General features: G+C 39.7%; 15 protein-coding genes and 2 pseudogenes. 9 read left to right on the top strand and 8 right to left on the bottom strand.

Annotation, left to right across the window (positions count from 1 at the left end):
• Positions 1–115 precede the first annotated feature (115 nt).
• Entirely contained in the window at positions 116–1,417 is a 1,302-nt protein-coding gene (locus tag VZF35_RS24135) for a phenylacetate--CoA ligase family protein (RefSeq protein ID WP_407308946.1), read from the bottom strand.
• A gap of 195 nt (positions 1,418–1,612) precedes the next feature.
• On the opposite strand from VZF35_RS24135, the gene VZF35_RS24130 reads away from it, so the two are divergent.
• The 8 genes and pseudogenes from VZF35_RS24130 (at position 1,613) to VZF35_RS24095 (ending at position 5,917) form a co-directional block, all read left to right on the top strand.
• Positions 1,613–1,789, top strand: coding sequence for a hypothetical protein (locus tag VZF35_RS24130; protein ID WP_407308945.1), 177 nt, complete (start codon positions 1,613–1,615; stop codon positions 1,787–1,789).
• A gap of 321 nt (positions 1,790–2,110) precedes the next feature.
• Positions 2,111–3,610 (top strand): hypothetical protein, encoded by a 1,500-nt coding sequence (locus VZF35_RS24125; RefSeq protein ID WP_407308944.1) that lies wholly within the window; start codon positions 2,111–2,113, stop codon positions 3,608–3,610.
• A 102-nt stretch (positions 3,611–3,712) separates the two neighbouring features.
• Entirely contained in the window at positions 3,713–4,135 is a 423-nt protein-coding gene (locus VZF35_RS24120; protein ID WP_407308943.1) for a transposase, read from the top strand.
• Complete coding sequence (locus VZF35_RS24115; protein WP_407308942.1) at positions 4,084–4,431, top strand: transposase; 348 nt, start codon at positions 4,084–4,086, stop codon at positions 4,429–4,431. The genes VZF35_RS24120 and VZF35_RS24115 overlap by 52 nt, the downstream gene beginning before the upstream one ends.
• A 109-nt stretch (positions 4,432–4,540) precedes the next feature.
• Positions 4,541–5,023: pseudogene (locus tag VZF35_RS24110) on the top strand (transposase).
• 400 nt (positions 5,024–5,423) lie between these two features.
• A complete protein-coding gene (locus VZF35_RS24105) occupies positions 5,424–5,546 on the top strand; it encodes a hypothetical protein (protein WP_407308941.1) in 123 nt (40 codons plus the stop codon).
• Positions 5,547–5,566: 20 nt separating this feature from the next.
• Positions 5,567–5,725: a hypothetical protein gene (locus VZF35_RS24100; protein ID WP_407308940.1), complete on the top strand. Its 159-nt coding sequence runs from the start codon at positions 5,567–5,569 to the stop codon at positions 5,723–5,725.
• 66 nt (positions 5,726–5,791) lie between these two features.
• Positions 5,792–5,917, top strand: coding sequence for a hypothetical protein (locus VZF35_RS24095; protein ID WP_407308939.1), 126 nt, complete (start codon positions 5,792–5,794; stop codon positions 5,915–5,917).
• A gap of 66 nt (positions 5,918–5,983) precedes the next feature.
• Here the strand turns inward: VZF35_RS24095 and VZF35_RS24090 are convergent, their stop codons facing one another.
• The 7 genes and pseudogenes from VZF35_RS24090 to VZF35_RS24060 form a co-directional block, all read right to left on the bottom strand.
• On the bottom strand, positions 5,984–6,148 hold the full coding sequence (locus tag VZF35_RS24090) for a hypothetical protein (RefSeq protein ID WP_407308938.1): 165 nt from the start codon (positions 6,146–6,148) through the stop codon (positions 5,984–5,986).
• Between the two features lie 364 nt (positions 6,149–6,512).
• Positions 6,513–7,663, bottom strand: a protein-coding gene (locus VZF35_RS24085; protein WP_407308937.1) for an IS3 family transposase whose coding sequence is annotated in 2 segments (ribosomal slippage) — positions 6,513–7,405 and positions 7,405–7,663 — 1,152 coding nt in all. Because the reading frame shifts where the segments join, the coding sequence is not laid out codon by codon here.
• 406 nt (positions 7,664–8,069) lie between these two features.
• Complete coding sequence (locus tag VZF35_RS24080; protein ID WP_407308936.1) at positions 8,070–8,414, bottom strand: hypothetical protein; 345 nt, start codon at positions 8,412–8,414, stop codon at positions 8,070–8,072.
• 1,643 nt (positions 8,415–10,057) lie between these two features.
• Complete coding sequence (locus VZF35_RS24075; RefSeq protein ID WP_407308935.1) at positions 10,058–10,225, bottom strand: aspartyl-phosphate phosphatase Spo0E family protein; 168 nt, start codon at positions 10,223–10,225, stop codon at positions 10,058–10,060.
• A gap of 539 nt (positions 10,226–10,764) precedes the next feature.
• Positions 10,765–13,443: a class I SAM-dependent DNA methyltransferase gene (locus VZF35_RS24070; protein WP_407308934.1), complete on the bottom strand. Its 2,679-nt coding sequence runs from the start codon at positions 13,441–13,443 to the stop codon at positions 10,765–10,767.
• Positions 13,444–13,865: 422 nt separating this feature from the next.
• Positions 13,866–14,083: pseudogene (locus VZF35_RS24065) on the bottom strand (23S rRNA (uracil(1939)-C(5))-methyltransferase RlmD); the annotation flags it as partial.
• A gap of 103 nt (positions 14,084–14,186) precedes the next feature.
• Positions 14,187–14,888 (bottom strand): DUF3102 domain-containing protein, encoded by a 702-nt coding sequence (locus tag VZF35_RS24060; RefSeq protein WP_407308933.1) that lies wholly within the window; start codon positions 14,886–14,888, stop codon positions 14,187–14,189.
• A 162-nt stretch (positions 14,889–15,050) separates the two neighbouring features.
• Here VZF35_RS24060 and VZF35_RS24055 point away from each other — a divergent pair, with 162 nt between their 5' ends.
• Entirely contained in the window at positions 15,051–16,469 is a 1,419-nt protein-coding gene (locus VZF35_RS24055) for a PQQ-dependent sugar dehydrogenase (protein ID WP_407308932.1), read from the top strand.
• The last annotated feature ends 316 nt before the right edge of the window (positions 16,470–16,785 follow it).

Raw genomic sequence — 16,785 nt, 5'->3', positions numbered from 1 at the left:
TTTAACTATTAAATCAATCTCTAAATTATTTTTTCCATTAAAAAGCAAAGGGGGAGTACCGCCAACTACTACAAAAAAGTAGTTTTGCGATACTTCCTGGCAAAAATAATTGTGACTATATCCTTCGTTTGTCGATAACCCTTTTCGCCTTGCCTTCACTTCGTTCTATAGTCTTAGGCTCTACAAGCCTGACTCTTGCGTTAATGCCCAGTGCACTAACGATATTTTTTCTGATTTTAACCTCAAGCTCTTCGATTTTCCTGACCTTATCCGAAAACATGTTCTGTGACATTTCTACCCATATCTCCAGTATATCCAGATTATCAACCCTATCGACCATCAAAAGGTAATGAGGCGCCGTTTCACCGGTTTCCAGAAGTACACTCTCTATCTGAGACGGAAACACATTTACACCTCTAACTATGAGCATATCATCACTTCTTCCGGTAACCTTGCTCATTCTTACTAGGGTTCTCCCGCACTCGCATTTTTTATATTTTAGCGAGGATATATCGTGTGTCTTGTATCTAATAAGCGGAATGCCTTCTTTGGTTATGGTGGTGAAAACAAGCTCTCCGGTTGTCTCTTCAGGCAGCACCTCCTGGGTTTGGGGATTAATAATTTCAGGTATGAAATGGTCTTCCTGGATGTGCAGGCCATTCCTGCAGTTGCAGCCGACAGATACTCCAGGTCCCATTATTTCACTAAGGCCATATATATCAATGGCCGTAATACCTAGGCGCTCCTCTATTTCCTTCCTCATGTTGTCGGACCACGGTTCTGCGCCAAAAATTCCGGCCTTAAGCTTCAGGTCGCTTTTGCGGATTCCCATTTCCTCCATTGTCTCCGCAATATTAAGGGCATACGATGGGGTACATGCCAGGATAGTAGTTCCGAAGTCCTTCATCACCATTAACTGCCGTTTGGTATTGCTACCCGAAATAGGTATAACAGATGCACCTATTTTTTCAACGCCATAGTGAAGTCCGAGCCCCCCGGTAAACAGGCCGTATCCGTAAGCAACTTGTACAATGGACTCTTTATTGGCTCCTGCGCTGCACAATGCCCTTGCCACAACTTCAGACCAGGAATCCAAATCCCTCCGTGTATAACCCACAACCGTCTGTTTCCCTGTAGTTCCGGAAGATGCATGTATCCTCACTATATCACTCATGGGTACTGCAAACATCTCGTAGGGATAAGTGTCTCTCAAATCCTCTTTGTTAGTGAACGGCAGGTTTTTCAAGTCCTCCAATGATTTTATGTCTCCTGGCTCAATTCCGGCTTTTTGCATCCTCTCACGGTAAAATGGCACATTACAATAAACCCTGTTAACGGTATTTCTAAGTCTTTCAGTTTGGACTTCAATCATTTCGCTTCTCGACATACATTCATAAGCCGAGTTCCAATACAACATACGTTTCCCTCCAAAGCTACTTCATCGACTATAATCGAAATCTGTCCTTTAGAAATAGTATATTTACATAATTTTCCTTATGTGTCTACTTTCGAGGAAAAATGAATACATTTCACAGGTTTTGATTATCTTTTAAGTTCTATCTTTATTACTCCCGTATAGACAGACGGAAGAATCTTGTCCCGGCACTCTCCTTTGGCCATTCCATTGTCACTTCGCCAACATCACGGGCAGGCCTTAACAACAGGCTCCACGGTTTCCTTCACCATTGGCTTCAATGGTTATAATTTCCGAATTCCTTATGGCCCTGGTATCATTTACACCATCAAAATATCAGTTGCAAAAAAGGAAACACCAGACCATGCAAAATGATCTGGCAATTCCCCCTACTGTTTTCTTAATTATCTACGGTCTCAAGAGTAGTCCTATTTGAATTATTAATCAATTTACACCCTATTCCTGAAACCAGCTATGATAGGCGACTTTTCAAAATGTAAGTGTTTCTATACTCGAAACGGTCATAGGGTTGTCAAAATGTCGGTTTTGAAAACGCATTTAGAGTAATTAAGTTGTGGAACAAACATCCTCCCACGTACAGTCAGTAAACTATGTCCCTCCTTTTTCATACATTACTAATGGCGATATTTGTAAGTATGGAGGACAAAAATGTCACCTTTTCATAATTTAACTCGAGTGAATGGATTTGATTTTAGTAACCTTAACAATGCAAGGCAAAATAATTACGCATGGTCCATGAGCAACCTGGGAGATTTTATCTATGTAGGTACCGGCAGAAATATACCGATAGATATAATTAAATCCATTGAGACGATGACTCAACTGCCTGTTCTAATTAAGCCAGACCCGATAGATAATCGAGCTGAAATTTGGGGATTTAAAAAGGATGGGTATCAGCCATGGCAAAGAGTTTATAAAGCGCCAGACGGCTCTGGCATTTCAGGTTTCAGATTTATGATTAAGCATGAACCTTTTGGAGGCAGCCCTTGCCTTTTTGCAGCGACTTTCGGGAACAAAGTGCAAATATTAAAAACCACTAACGGCGTAAATTGGTTTATCTTGCCTGACAACGTTTTGCAGGGAACCTCATCAAGAGCTATGGTGATACAGAAAGGCAAGGTATATGTTTCTACCATAGATGAGGAAAGCCGAACTCCAACTCCTCAGCTATATAACAGTAAGGATCCAGAATTTTACCCATGGGAAAGTCTTATAGACGTTAACGCACCGGGCTTTGACCCTTCTAAAAACCCAACAGGTGCTATAAGTAATATGGCTGTATTTAACAACAAGATATACGTTGGCATAAGTAATTCAAGTGGAGCTCAAGTTTGGAGAACAAATGGACCAGAACCAAAACTGAATGACTGGACACTTATTGTTGATAAAGGTTTTGGAGATCCTGCAAATAAGTATGCACTAAGCTTTGGTGTATTTAAAAACCATCTTTATGTAAGCGGTACAAAAGAATTGCCGTTAGCTTGGTTTATGCCAATGGGCTGCGACATAATAAGAATAAGCAAGAATGACGAATGGATATTAATAGTAGGCGGAAACCCATTTTTACCTCTAACGGCATCCTCAGGAGGCGTACAAAAAGGCGTTTCAGGCCTTGGTTCGGGGTTTAATAATCCATTTAATGTGTATGCTTGGCAGATACAGGAATATGATGGCAAACTGCTTATCAGTACTTTTGATGATTCCAGCAATATGGAAGTGATTCTTGATACTCTTTTGGCAAACAAACTTGCATTAGAGCAACTAATTGGTAAAACCGTAACAAACTTATTAATAGAAATATATATGAGTGTTGTAGGAATATTAAGAGGTATTAAATATCCACTAGGATTTGATTTGTATATCTCCGAGGACGGCGTTCATTTCAGTTCAATTTTCCTGAATGGGCTTAATAAACCGAATAATTATGGCGGAAGAATACTCTATGTAGACAGCCATGAAAAGCTATACCTTGGAACGGCTAACCCATTCCAGGGCTGTGAAGTTTGGAGAACAAACGAAATTTGCGATTATGACACAAAATCATGCGGTAAAGACCATTACAAAAGCCTGTGGGTAATCAGGGAAATTATATGCGACAAGTACGATATTATCAGTAAAAATATGCCTGCAATCCTTAAATTTCTACCAAAAGAGAATTATCACAGATTTTATTGATATAATATTAATTAAGAGTTGATGTCAAAAGCCACACTGTGTGTGCCTTCAGACTGTACTTTAATTTCATCTATGAGGAAGTCAAAGGGCTCTATTCGGAGCTTGAATGGGGAAAACCCGGCATTGATCCAGTCTCCCTGTTCAAAATTTATCCAGCACCTCTATGGGATACGAAGCATGCGTCAGACCATCAAAGAAATTGAAGTAAACATGGCTTACCGTTGGTTTATTGGGTATGACCTTGGAGAAAACATTCCCCACTTCTCCACCTTCGGCAAGAATTACAGCCGACGGTTTCAAGGAACCGATGTCTTCCAACGCATCTTTGAACATATCCTTCAGGAAGCCGTCCAATGTGGCTTTGTGGATGCCCAGGCGCTCTTTATCGATGGAACCCATATCAAAGCCAGTGCCAACCGACACAAAGCGACTCAAGTGGTGGTGGAAAAACAGGCCAAACGCTACCAAAGCAATTGGAAGAAGAAATTGAACGGGACCGAGCAGAACATGGGAAAAAGCCCCTGAAAAAAGACGGCTCCGATGATGATACAACGCCCTCGACCCCAGAGACCAAAACGGTTTTACAAAGCCAAGTGGACCCGGAAAGCGGGCTGTCCCATAAAGGAAAGCACAAGAAGCGCTTCGCCTATGTAGCCAATACGGCTTGTGATCAGCATAACTTTGTCGTAGACTTCGTGGTGGGAGCGGGGAATCTCCATGACAGCGTCATGTTTGACGAACTGTATGAAAAGCTCTTGGTGAAGGTTCCCGAGGTGAAAGTAATTACCGTGGATTCTGCCTATAAAACGCCTGGATTATGAAACAAATCATCGACAGTCAACGAATCCCGGCTGTACCATACAAACGCCCCATGACGAAGAAAGGATTTTCTAAAAAGGGGAGTATGTCTATGACCAATATTACGACTGCATCCTCTGTCCGGAGAACCAGATCTTAAAGTATAGCATAACCAACCGGGAAGGGTACCGAGAGTATAAAAGCAATCCGGAAGGGTGTCGGGAGTGTAGCCGAAGGAATGAGTGTACCGCGAGTCGGGCGTGCCAGAAAGTCGTAACCCGGCATGTGTGGGAACCGTATATGGAGACGGCGGAAGATTACCGACATACTCTGTAATACCGGACCATCTATAAGCAAAGAAAAGAAACCATCGAGCAAGTGTTTGCGGATGCGAAAGAAAAGCATGGAATGCGCTACACGCAGTTGCGTGGACTGGAAAAAGCCAAGATGCAGGTCACGCTTACCTTTGCCTGCATGAATTTAAAGAAGTTAGCCACATGGAAAAGAAGAAAAGGGATGCTCCCCTTGATTTCGGTTTTTCTTAAAAAGTGGATTCAACATATACATCATTTACGGTTCATTCTAAAACAAAAAAGAGCGTTACGCTTTGCGTAACCTCCTTTTTGTCTACGGTCTGAGGCCCTAGCATGTGCTAGGGTCTTAATATATTCTATACCGTTAATGTCCCTTACCAAAAAAAGCTGGATCGCTGGCCTATTAATGAACTCTAATTCTTTGGCCAGGATAAATCATATGAGGATTATGAATGTGTGGATTTAAAGAGATTAAATGATGAACATGAGTCCTATAATGTCTCGCTATATGATGCAAAGTTTCACCTTTGCGAACATGATGATACATTGATATAAATCCCCTTTCCATCTGGTAACTACGCTCCAAATTATGCCAAAGAAGATTTATTGGTGCTAGTACAAAATGTTTAAATCCCACATTATTCCATATATTTCAATCAAAACATATTATGTGATATCTCTTGATAAAGGAGGAAAAGTCAATGGCATTTGGCGGAGTTGGTGTCGATGGCGGTGCTTGTGGAACAGGACGTGGCTTTGGTGCAGGAATTGCTGCAGTCGTAGTGATCATTCTTCTGCTTATCGCACTTGGAATCGTATTCTAATTTAGAAAGGAGGAAATTTGATGTACGGAATGGGTTATGGTGGTGCAGCAGGTTACGGAATGGGTGGAGCATGTTGTCCAGCACCTGTCGCTCCTGTGGCTGGTGTTGGGGCTGGGGTCGGCGTAGGAATTATCGCTATTGCTATTTTGATTCTTATCGCTCTAGGCGTAATCTTCTAATAAATACTATTTAAAGGCTATCATCTTAATTGGTGATAGCCAGTTCTTATTGAAGGAGTTGATCTTATGTTTGGTTTTGGATTTCTCCCCTTAGCTCTGGGTTTCGGTTTAGGGGCTACTATAGCGAGGCCTCGTTATTACCCATCAGCGTATCCCTATGCCTATGCTCCTTATCCCTATGGATGGTATTAGTTTTTAACTATATCGACAATTAGTCAAATATAAAGGTCGCAGTTCTAGCTGTTACTAAAAATACTTCTATGTGTAAACAAAGTAAGGAGAGCGCAAAGCTCTCCTTACTTTGTTTGTTCCCTGAAGTCCAGCCCCATACTCACCCCAACCACATACTCCACCACACCCAGCACATCCCTGAACCGCCTCAGTTCCTCTTTGCCAAGCTGGTACACCCTTCCCCAAATGCATAAGAAATCTCTCGCCCTACTAAAACTAATACCTAGCTTTACATTACTTTGAATTAGAAACGGCGAAACCTTCTCATCTCAAATCTCTCAAATGGATCGAATTCAAATCTCTCAAATGGATCTCTTATCCCAAATCTCTCGAACCTTTCAAAAGGATTAAAGAAAAACGGAAAAAAAGGGAATCTCCCAAAACCAAAACGATTGAACATGGGCATATCTTAACTGTCTCCTTTCGTTATAGATGACCCTTTCCCAGACCGTTAGACACCCAAAACATCAAGAAACCTTCTTGTGACGTAATTATGCTTATTTTTTCAGTCTTCTGTAAATTTTTGAAGTGTAATGGAGCGTAGCGGAATGGAACTTCAAAAATTTGCGGCGAGCTTCGTATACTCCTCCGGAGTTTTGTATCCGTTGCCGGCATGAAGCCTTTTTCTTCTGTAGTAAACCTCAATATACCAGAATATTTCGGATTTTGCCTGCTCTCGTGTCCTGAAGTGCTGGTCGTTAAGCCATTCTTGTTTCAGTTTACCCCAAAAGCTTTCCATCGGCGCATTATCCCAGCAGTTTCCTTTCCGGCTCATTGAGCAGGTGAAGTGAGTTTCTTTTAATAGATTTTGGTATTCATGGCTGCAATATTGCGATCCTCTATCTGAATGTATCAATACGTTTTTGGGGTTGCCACGCTTTCCTAAGGCTTGATTAAAGCATCTTATTACTAAATCTTTGGTCATTCTTTCATCCATGGCCCAGCCGGCAATTTCTTTCCCAAATAGATCCAGTATTCCCGCAACGTATAACCAGCCTTCATCTGTCGGCACATAGGTTATATCGCTTACCCATTTTTGATTGGGTTTTTCCGCAGTAAAATCTCTGTTTAGTATGTTTTCAGCAACCGGCAGGTTATGATTGGAATTGGTTGTCGCCTTATATTTCTTTACTACTTTTGACTTTAGTCCGTTCTCTTTCATGATTTTTGCTACAAGTTTTCGATTCACCGGCGTTTCGGGTTTGCTTAGGTTTTCTGCAATTTTTGACGAACCTGGGATTCTTTTATTTTCATAGAAATTGTTCTTTACTGCTTCGGTCAGTTCTTTCCTACGTATGCTTCTTTTGCTTTCTGGTCGTTTATCCCATGCATAATATGTGCTTCTTGGAACATGAAGTATTCTGCATAGCTTCGCTATTTTATAATTTACGGATTCAGCTTTGATAAACTTATATTTTTCTATTTCTGATTCTTGGCGAAGTAAGCTGCCGCTTTTTTTAATATTTCTATTTCTTCTTTAAGTTCTTTGTTTTCTTTTAGGAGTCGCTTCATTTCCTCATCTTCTGGTTTGATATGTCCGCTGCCGACAAAGGGCTTGCTGCTGTTCTGATGGTATCTCTCTACCCACCCGTAAATTGTGTTTGCATGAATCCCTACTTCTCGGGCTACTACCGCCACTGATTCTTTGTTTTCTACCACTCTTTTACAGATTTCCAGCTTATACGCTTGATCAAAGTTTTTGGCCAATTACAAACACCTCTTATTTTTATTGTACTTGGTGTTTAGGGTGTCTGTAAAATGGGGGATGGGTCACTGTCATGCTGGACATCAACCGGAGACAAATTCCTTTATGCGGACACTGCTTTGCCAATGTCGAAGCTGACAGATTTCAGCTCAATCAGTTGAAACGACGATAACTCATTTGGAATATGGAGAGCCGTATGCGGTGAAAGTCGCTTGTACGGTTCGGGAAGGGGCGGGTTACTTTGCTAATCCGCCTATTTCATCCAAGATAAGCAAAAATAATTCAAAATAAAACAAAAAAGCCAGACCGCCCATAAAATATGGAACAATCTGGCGATTCATATCCCTAACTGTTTTCTAAATCAATAACAGTCTTAAGGGAATCCAATTGCGCAATTATTTAAATACATTATGTTATTAGTATCTCCTCAAGCATCCAGGCAATACTTTTAAGAGTCTCATGTTCTTTATCTACTATATCAATTACCATTACTTGTATCATCCGCAAAATCATTACTATCATTTGAAGAATTATTAGTATAGATAAAAATAGGTATAGAGCTTGCTCAAAAGTACCTGGCGACTTAAACAACCAACTTAAAAATTGCGTCCATAGGGGAACGAATATTGCTAACAATAACCCAGCTCCAACTAGTCCAGCAGGCTGATTCTTTTCAGATTTCTTATTGAGAAGTTCTATTAACATCTTAATCTTTTTATTATCTAGATTGTTATCATCAAGATATGTTTTCATTAGTCTCAATCTCATCTCGTGATAAGCGACTCCACCCCAAAGAAACCCATCTGAGGTTATACCATATTTAGAAACAAGCTCATTTTTAGCCTTTGAATTACTTACGACAAGCTATCTATTGACTTTCTTGCTGCTATATAAGAAAGTCAATTAAGAAACCCCTCCTTAACGGTTAAACGCAGGAGGAGTATCAATACATATAAAATCTCTAGCCTCAAACTAAGACTATACTTTATATTACTTTAGAATTAAAAACGGCGTCTTCTCATTTCAAATCTTTCAAATGGATCGAATTCGAATCTCTCAAATGGATCCCGTATTCCAAATCTCTCAAACCTTTCAAACGGATTAAAGAAAAATGGAAAAAAAGGAAATCCCCCAAAACCAAAACCAAAACGATTGAACATTGGCATATCTTAACTGTCTCCTTTCATTGTTTAAAATCCCTTTTCCAGATCCATTATTAAAAGATAACACCCAAAGCTATCAGGATTAAGATGGCTATAGCTATGATACCTACTCCTACACAACCAAACATTCTTGTTCACCCCTTAATAGCATGAATTTCGATGAGAATTATAGATTATAGAATTAAAAAACAATGCCCATAGCGATAAGCAGAAGAATGATTACAACTACAATTGCTATTCCTGCTGCCATTTTTGTTCCTCCTTATTATTCAATTCCGATACGCATCGGATATTACATAATATGGAATTAACATAAAGCTGTTACAAGCTTTAATAGCTATGTACACCAATTATTGGATTATCTTATAAAACAAAAAGCCTCCGAATTTGGAGGCTTTTTATTTGCAAAAAAAAATTCTCCTCACAAAGAGGGGGTATAGTAAAGAAAGGTGGACTGATTAAAATGCCATTTATATTAACCGTTAAAATTAGCGAAATAACCATGTTTGCTTAATATTAACCCTTACGAATAATAAAGTAAAATTCATTATTGTTAAGTTAAGCATGAGCAAAAGTTATGATATTCCGTTCAAAAAAATTCCCTCACGTGGAGGGATATTATAGGAGGATGGGCAAAAAAGGCTCTATATGTTAACCGCTTAGCGGGTAACATCTATTGTGATTATCTACTGTATTAATAATAAACTATGATTGTTACAATCCCGTGAAATTTGTCTAAAAAATACGTTAAAACGTAGAAAAAGCTCACCTCCAATCAAGGAAGTGGGCTTTCGTCATGTTACAGCTTCCGCAACTGCTGTATATTTATTGTGCTATATTGTATTTCCTCATACCCACAAATTACTACACATATTGCCATAAATTACATAAAACACAATTTCATAGTTTCAAGGCCCCCTCGACACTGTGACATATTTTATTAGAATATTTGCCTAAAAAACGCTATTTTTATCCCCAATATGTTTCCGTGTACGGGCACTTTACATATTCATGACATTTTTAGCTCATTTCAAAAAAATCCCATCTTCAGAAACCCTTGTCACAAGCAGCTTCTAGAATGTGAGCGTTTTCAAACTTACCACGGTCTCAACGTGCTGCGTTCATGGGTACATGTTCAAAAAATAATGTCTCTTAGACCCGGCTCAATTTGAAGACCACTTTATCTCAATCATCTGTCCTCTTTATCCTCATAATTATTCCTTGGTATCTATCCTAGGCAGTATGTAATTCGTGGCATACTGCCACAGTTTCAGGATCCGCAGAGGAATTATATTTCTGTACATTAATGGTACTTGAGCGCAATTCTTCAATTTGACCAATTATTTTATCTAATTCAGACACAAGCATCCCTCCCAACCTATTTAGTGATAGTATTTCCATCCAACATACAAAAATGAGGACTACCAAAATGGAGTCCTCTTCAGCGGGTTCCTTTTTCCAAAATTCCATATACAATTACGCAAAACACCCCTTATACCCCCATAAGGTACACCCAAAATTTGCGTAAAGTGTACCCCCTGTGGTCTAAAAAGTATTGTTTTCTTACATCCACGGGAACATAAAGCACACCTAGGATTATCCCAATACCCTGAAAACCACTGATACCAAGCTACTTCCGCTCTATCACGACGAATGTTTCAATGTGCTGCGTCCACGGAAAAATACATGAGTCACCGTTACAGCATTGTTTGTTCGAGCCACCTCTCCAATAAGAATTATTCACCCATACTGCGTAAGCCCCATTCAGAAGCAAGGTCTACTTTATTTTGTATTGCTTTAAATTTTTGAAGTTTAGTTTGCAAGCAAAACTCAGAAATAAATATGAAAAATGCGAGCATTACCAAAATCTAAAAATAGGACCACTAATCTACTTGATCAGCATGATGATTTGTTGTTTGTATTGAACTGATTAAATCATTTCACTTTTTACTGACTAATTGCAGATATCTTTCCATCAAATCAGCTACTCTTTCCTCTTCTTTTTTAAATCCTTTGCCCTCATAAGCAGCCACTACAGCTCTATCCAAATTATTGTGCGCCTTAATCAGGTCGCTTGGCATAGTTAAGGGGTCATATAAATCTGCCAGAGAACTGTTTGGATATAATGATCTAGCATTAAGGATCTCTGAGGCCGCTTTTTCAATATCAACTTTTTGCTTTTCTGTGGGATCTGGCCAAGGAAAGTTATTATACACAATATCCTTTGAATAACGAAAATCGCTCTTAATCCTTCCGCAGACAGTTTTGACCCAAATCATGTGGATCTTAGATGTGAGAATACCGAAATGATAAAGTGTTGCATTTGGTAATATATGTACTGCATCATTTACAATGATTTCTTTATCAACAAAGCCTATTGGAACATAAGCTCGTTTCTCCGAGGAATGTCTAGGTATAATTATGTAATTACTATTTGGTTGTCTTATTTCCATAAAAAGCGAGGGAGTTAAAGCACACATTTGTGTAGCTTTCTTCGGGCTAGATAAACGAAATTTACGAACTAATTCTATTCGTTCTAGAACCAACGGCATTTTCTTAATTTCTGCAGGTTCGGCATTAACTAACCATAAACACCATCTAGGCAGATTATTAATAAATTCTACAGCACCCATTATTTGCTTAATATACTTTTTACTTTCAGGTTCGTTTCTAACAAAATCTTCGTATTCGTCTGCTTCAATGATGAGATGACCACCATCAGCTGGCTTATTACCGTAAACCATCTCGGGAACATTACATATTGGCTTTGTTCTACTCTCAATAAAAACATTGGGTGCATTTATTAGATAAGGGTTAATATTTTCTACTATTTCCTTTTTATCCCCATCTAGAATAACTTTCTTCCCAGTGTTGTATAACGAAAAACCAATTATAACACAATGAACTGCTGCTTTACCTTTTGCTTCATTGCTCCATACGAAAGTACGGTAGGCGAAATTAATTACAATCCTAAACATATTCATGAGAGTTTCCCAGATTGGTGTAACCTGCTCACCCTGCACGATAGAATTTGTTGAAACAAATGCTACCCGAATGCTTGTGTTTTGAATATATCTGGCGGCTTTATAATACCACCCTGTCACATAATCAATTTTTCCTGAGTTTTTAATTGGTTTGCCCTGATAATTCACGAAAACATTGGTAATATCCCGTTTTTGCTCTTCTGATTGGTTTGAATAACCAACAAAAGGTGGATTTCCTAAAATAAAATTCAAATCATATCTCGGGACAATATTTACCCAATCAACGGTTAAAGCATTACCGTTAATTATTGTGGCTGAATTGATTAATGGTAGGCGAGCAAAATAAAGGCCAAAGTATTCAGCAATCAAAGTGTTCATCTGGTGGTCAATCAGCCACATGCCGACCTGGGCGATCTGGCAAGGAAATTCTTCATACTCAATGCCATAAAACTGGTTTACGTTAATTTTGCAATATGACGGAATATCAATAATCATCTGCTGGCCTACATCTACCCGCATTTTCAGCACTTCTAGCTCAATCCGGCGGAGTTCTCTATAAGTAACGATTAAGAAATTACCGCAGCCACAGGCCGGATCTAAAAATTTAAGTTTCCCTAATTTGTTATGAAATTGCTCCAATTGCGTACTGTTGCCCTTAATCCGTTCAAATTCAGCCCATAGATCGTCTAAGAATAAAGGTTTAATTACTTTAAGAATGTTTTCTTCGCTTGTGTAATGGGCTCCAAATTCCCTTCTTTCCTGAGTATTCATAACCCCTTGAAACATCGCTCCAAATATGGCCGGAGAAATATAACCCCAATTGAGACTGCTGCATTCAAGTAGGATCTTGCGCATTTTAGAATTAAAATCGGCAAAAGGTAGGTGTTCAGAAAAGAGCTTACCATTGATATAGGCAAAACGCTTTAATTCATCTGAGAGCATTGTCTGTTTGATTCTCTGTTCCGGTGGTGTGTCCAATACTTCAAATAACCGGGCCATACGGGATGATAGATTCGATCCATCTGATTTTGTTTTTAAGATATATTCGTAGAATATTTTCTTTTCAAAAATGCCGGTATCATCGGCAAACATGCAGAATAACAACCGTACCAAGTAAACCTCAAGCTGGTGCCCTTCATAGCCGTGCGATTTTAAAATATCATGCAGTTTTGCCATTTTTTCAGCCGCTTTGATGTCAACTTCTTTGTTGTCGGTAGGCAGTTGGGCAAAAGTTTTGTATCCGGCCAAATCGGAGAACAACTTAACGTTTTTATGTAAATGTGCAGTTTTGAACTCCCACTGCTGTCCTGTAAACAGACGGTAGAGTCTAATGTTTAAAAAGTTACAGACCATTATGTATTCCGGAAGTTCTTCATCCTCTAGGTGAAAAGCGTAGTCTCTTGCCTGTCCAAAAGCCTTGTCTAGACTCTTTCCAATCGATTTCATCTCGATGAGGATTACACCTTGCCAAAGAAGGTCAATATAGCCGTTTCTATGTCTTCCCATCGGAACTTTTGTTTCGAAGGTAGCAACCCGCTTGCGGTCAATACCAAAAACATTAAAAAAATCATTTAAAAAGCTTTGAGATTCTGAAGCTTCTCCGCTTGTATTACGCCATTTTCTAGAAAAACTCAAGGCCCGAGTCGTTATCTCATTCCAACTTAGTGAAATTTCTAATTACCTCCTAGCTTACCATTGGTTGGTTTATCTATTTAAGAGATAACTATTAGTGACTGTTTGGCCAATATTCATAAACAATAAAACAGAAAAGCCCTGAGAAATTTTTTCCCAGGACTGGTCGTTAATCTTAATTGCTTTTTTTCGATTGAACCTCAAATTCTATGGGGGTACATTTTATCCGGTTCGGATTAGATCTTTAACAATTAGGGTTCGAAATAGAAATTACATCGTAAAAAGCAATGTTTTAAATTACCCATAGAAGCTGAAAAGCCCAGCATTAAAAACATGTCTCCCCACTCTACCCCTTAAGTCCACGGAAACATATCCATTTTCATCGCTACCACAACATATAGTGTTGGTATGACTGGGTTTACACATCATCTTGTGGTTTGTTTTCTATTGAGGAGAACTACCGTCTCTATGTGCACCGACCACGGAAACATATCTACCGGCTGCACCTCAGCCACCAGTATCCCCCGCTCTGCAGAATCCCCAGATCCCGTGCCAATGCCCCAGGATCACAGGAAACATAGATAATCTGATCCGGCCCCAATTCCAGCAATCGCTCCAACACTCTCTTGTGTGCTCCGGCTCTCCTGAACTGTTGATACCCCAAACTCAGCGGATTCCTGCGCCTGTTTCCTCTGCTGGTCCTGACCCCTCTCCACTCATGCCCAGCCCGGCCCATTCTTCGAACGCTATTCACCCCCCCCCTTTCTACCCCCCATCCTCGCCTCCATAGCCTTAATCAAAAAACCATTCAGCATCTTCTTATACTCCCCATGCACCTGGGAATCAACCTTTGCCAGCAAATCCATCTCATAAGTCAGTTCTTTGAACACTTTATCCAAGCTCTCGTAGCAAAAAGCGATTTTAGCGGTGAGCAACTTGATCTGGGCAGCCGCCAGCTCATTGCTCACCCTTTGGTAGCTCTTCAAATTTGAATTTTCCGCTAGCTTCTTATTTTCCATGGCCTTTTTCTCAACATCCTGCTGCAGTTCTTGCTTGGACTTCCGCAAATCGTTGGTTTCCTTTTTCAGGTTGTCCCGCTCCTGGGCCAGCCGGATGTTATTCTCTTTTTCCTCAGCCAGGGCTTTCTGGAGACCTTCCTTCTCCTGTTTGGATTGTTTCAGGTCATTAACCGCCTGCTCCAGCTCACGGGTTGTCATTCCTTCAATATCTATGTCGCTGATGAATTGCGCCCGGTCTTCTTCCGGCACCCCCAAGAGAATGAGGGCGTGGGTATAACTCAAGTTCGGCAGTTCCCGGCCCAAGGCTCCGGCGTCGCCTAAAGCGGACTGTAGACTCCCAAACTCCTCGTAGAGGCGCATCAATTTTCCAGCCCGGTTCTGGGAAAAGCCGACGGACTCTTTCAGCCAATTGCCCCATATTGTCGTCAATATGTCGTCAATTTAATGTGGTTATGGGGAGACATTTATTTTGAACTGCTGACAATCTCTCCTATTGCTATTAATGAAATGTTATGGTTCTTATTAAGTACTAACAGAATAGCTCTAATCATATCTTATGAAAAATAACAATATGAAGGAGTATAAAGTTAGTTGATTAAAGTTCGTTTACGGCCCATACTTAGTAAGATAAATTTACCGACAGTCTTAAAAACAGCTATACTTCCGGGTGAATCAATCGAAAGATTATTTATTGCAACCCAGACAGGAGAGATCTTTCACATTGGAAACGGAGTTATAGGGACTTTTTTAGATATTAGCCCGCAAATTATAAAACTTGGCGCTTCTGGTCGTGGATATGATGAACGGGGATTGCTAGGTCTAGCGTTTCATCCCGAATTTTATTATAACGGCCTTTTCTATCTTCATTATTCAGTAGCTGGAACACAAGGTCCAGGTGCTCTTCCTGGTGCCCCTCCTGAATCTTTTAAGCCTAACCCATGTGACCCCAGAACCTTAAACCTAAAGTGGATAAATAGAGAAATTCAATATGATCATATTGATACAGTTGAAGAATGGATTTTCCACTCGAATCAACCTCAAAAAAGGCGGGCATTACTTAATTTAAGAAGACCGTTTTTTAATCATAATGGTGTCAACAGCTTAAACTTTTCACCTGAAACAGGAAAACTAGTTTTAACAACCGGAGATGGTGGCTCAGGCTATGATCCATTTAATTTAAGCCAGAATGATATGGAAATCGCCGGTAAAATAATTGAAATTGATGTAGTTAAGAATACATTTATCAATAATCCACCCGTAGTTACACGTTTTAATGAACTTCCCGTACCTATTCAGGAAACGCTTACGGTAATTGCCAAAGGGGTTCGCAATATACCAGGTATTTCATTTCAATGGTTCTTTAATCAGTATATTAAATATGTAGGAAATGTCGGACAGGATCTGGTAGAGTCGATTTTTTCATTCGTTCATTATAAACCAATACCGGTTACTCACCTAATTCATGCTTCTTTAATGAGATCTGAACCTGACCAAGAAGGATTTATTAACTTTGGCTGGCGAGGGTGGGAAGGTGCATTTCCTGCTTCGATTATAAGGAGCTGCTCTACAAATCCGACTTTGCATGAGGAAACAATTGCTTATTACAATGACGCAGTAAAAACTTCAGGGCGGCGTCTTCAGCCTCAAATTAGTTATTTTCATAAAGATCCCCGACCCGATAAGTTTGGAGGAACTGCACTTACAGGAGTCCAGCCATATATGGGGAATGGAATCCCCGATTTAACGGGAAGCGTTGTGTTTACCGATTTTGCCCGGCGTGAAAAATCCCAAACGACCGTTAGAGGGGTTTTAGCTTATACCAGGGTAAGAACAGATTGTAAACTAAATGATTTTAATGTTATTGAAACCGATTATAATTTTGGGTCTCAATCGGCTTTTTATGTTAGTTTGGGAACGAATCTGGATCAAACCAGACTATATTTAGGGGTTTATGGCTCTATGAAAGTGACTGATTTTAACCAAGGTACTGTTTTTGAAATTGTTTCATGAAGTGTTCCTCGACGTACCTGGATGGCTCTATAATTACCTTAATTTTTTCTTGATTGCCAAAAGTAGTATACTACTAAGTACGAATTGCTTTTGGAGTAATTGATATGCCATTATTGCTATATTAAGTGCAGTAACCATCTAGTCTGCAGGAGCATCATTAACACTTTATTTAGGTAATGAGGAGATAACCCAAATTCAAAATGCCCTATTCCCTCCTTTATCAAGATAGTCCAGCCGTAGGACAAGTTGTTATGCAGTATCTCAATATCATCCCGAGTCAGGGGTTCAGTCCGTGGACCATCGTCCAGAAACAATT

The sequence above is a fragment of the Desulfosporosinus paludis genome, assembly GCF_045689965.1.
In the GTDB taxonomy this organism is placed as follows: Bacteria; Bacillota; Desulfitobacteriia; order Desulfitobacteriales; family Desulfitobacteriaceae; genus Desulfosporosinus; species Desulfosporosinus paludis.
Note: the sequence above shows the minus strand (reverse complement) of the source record. Positions and strands in the feature narration are given on the sequence as shown.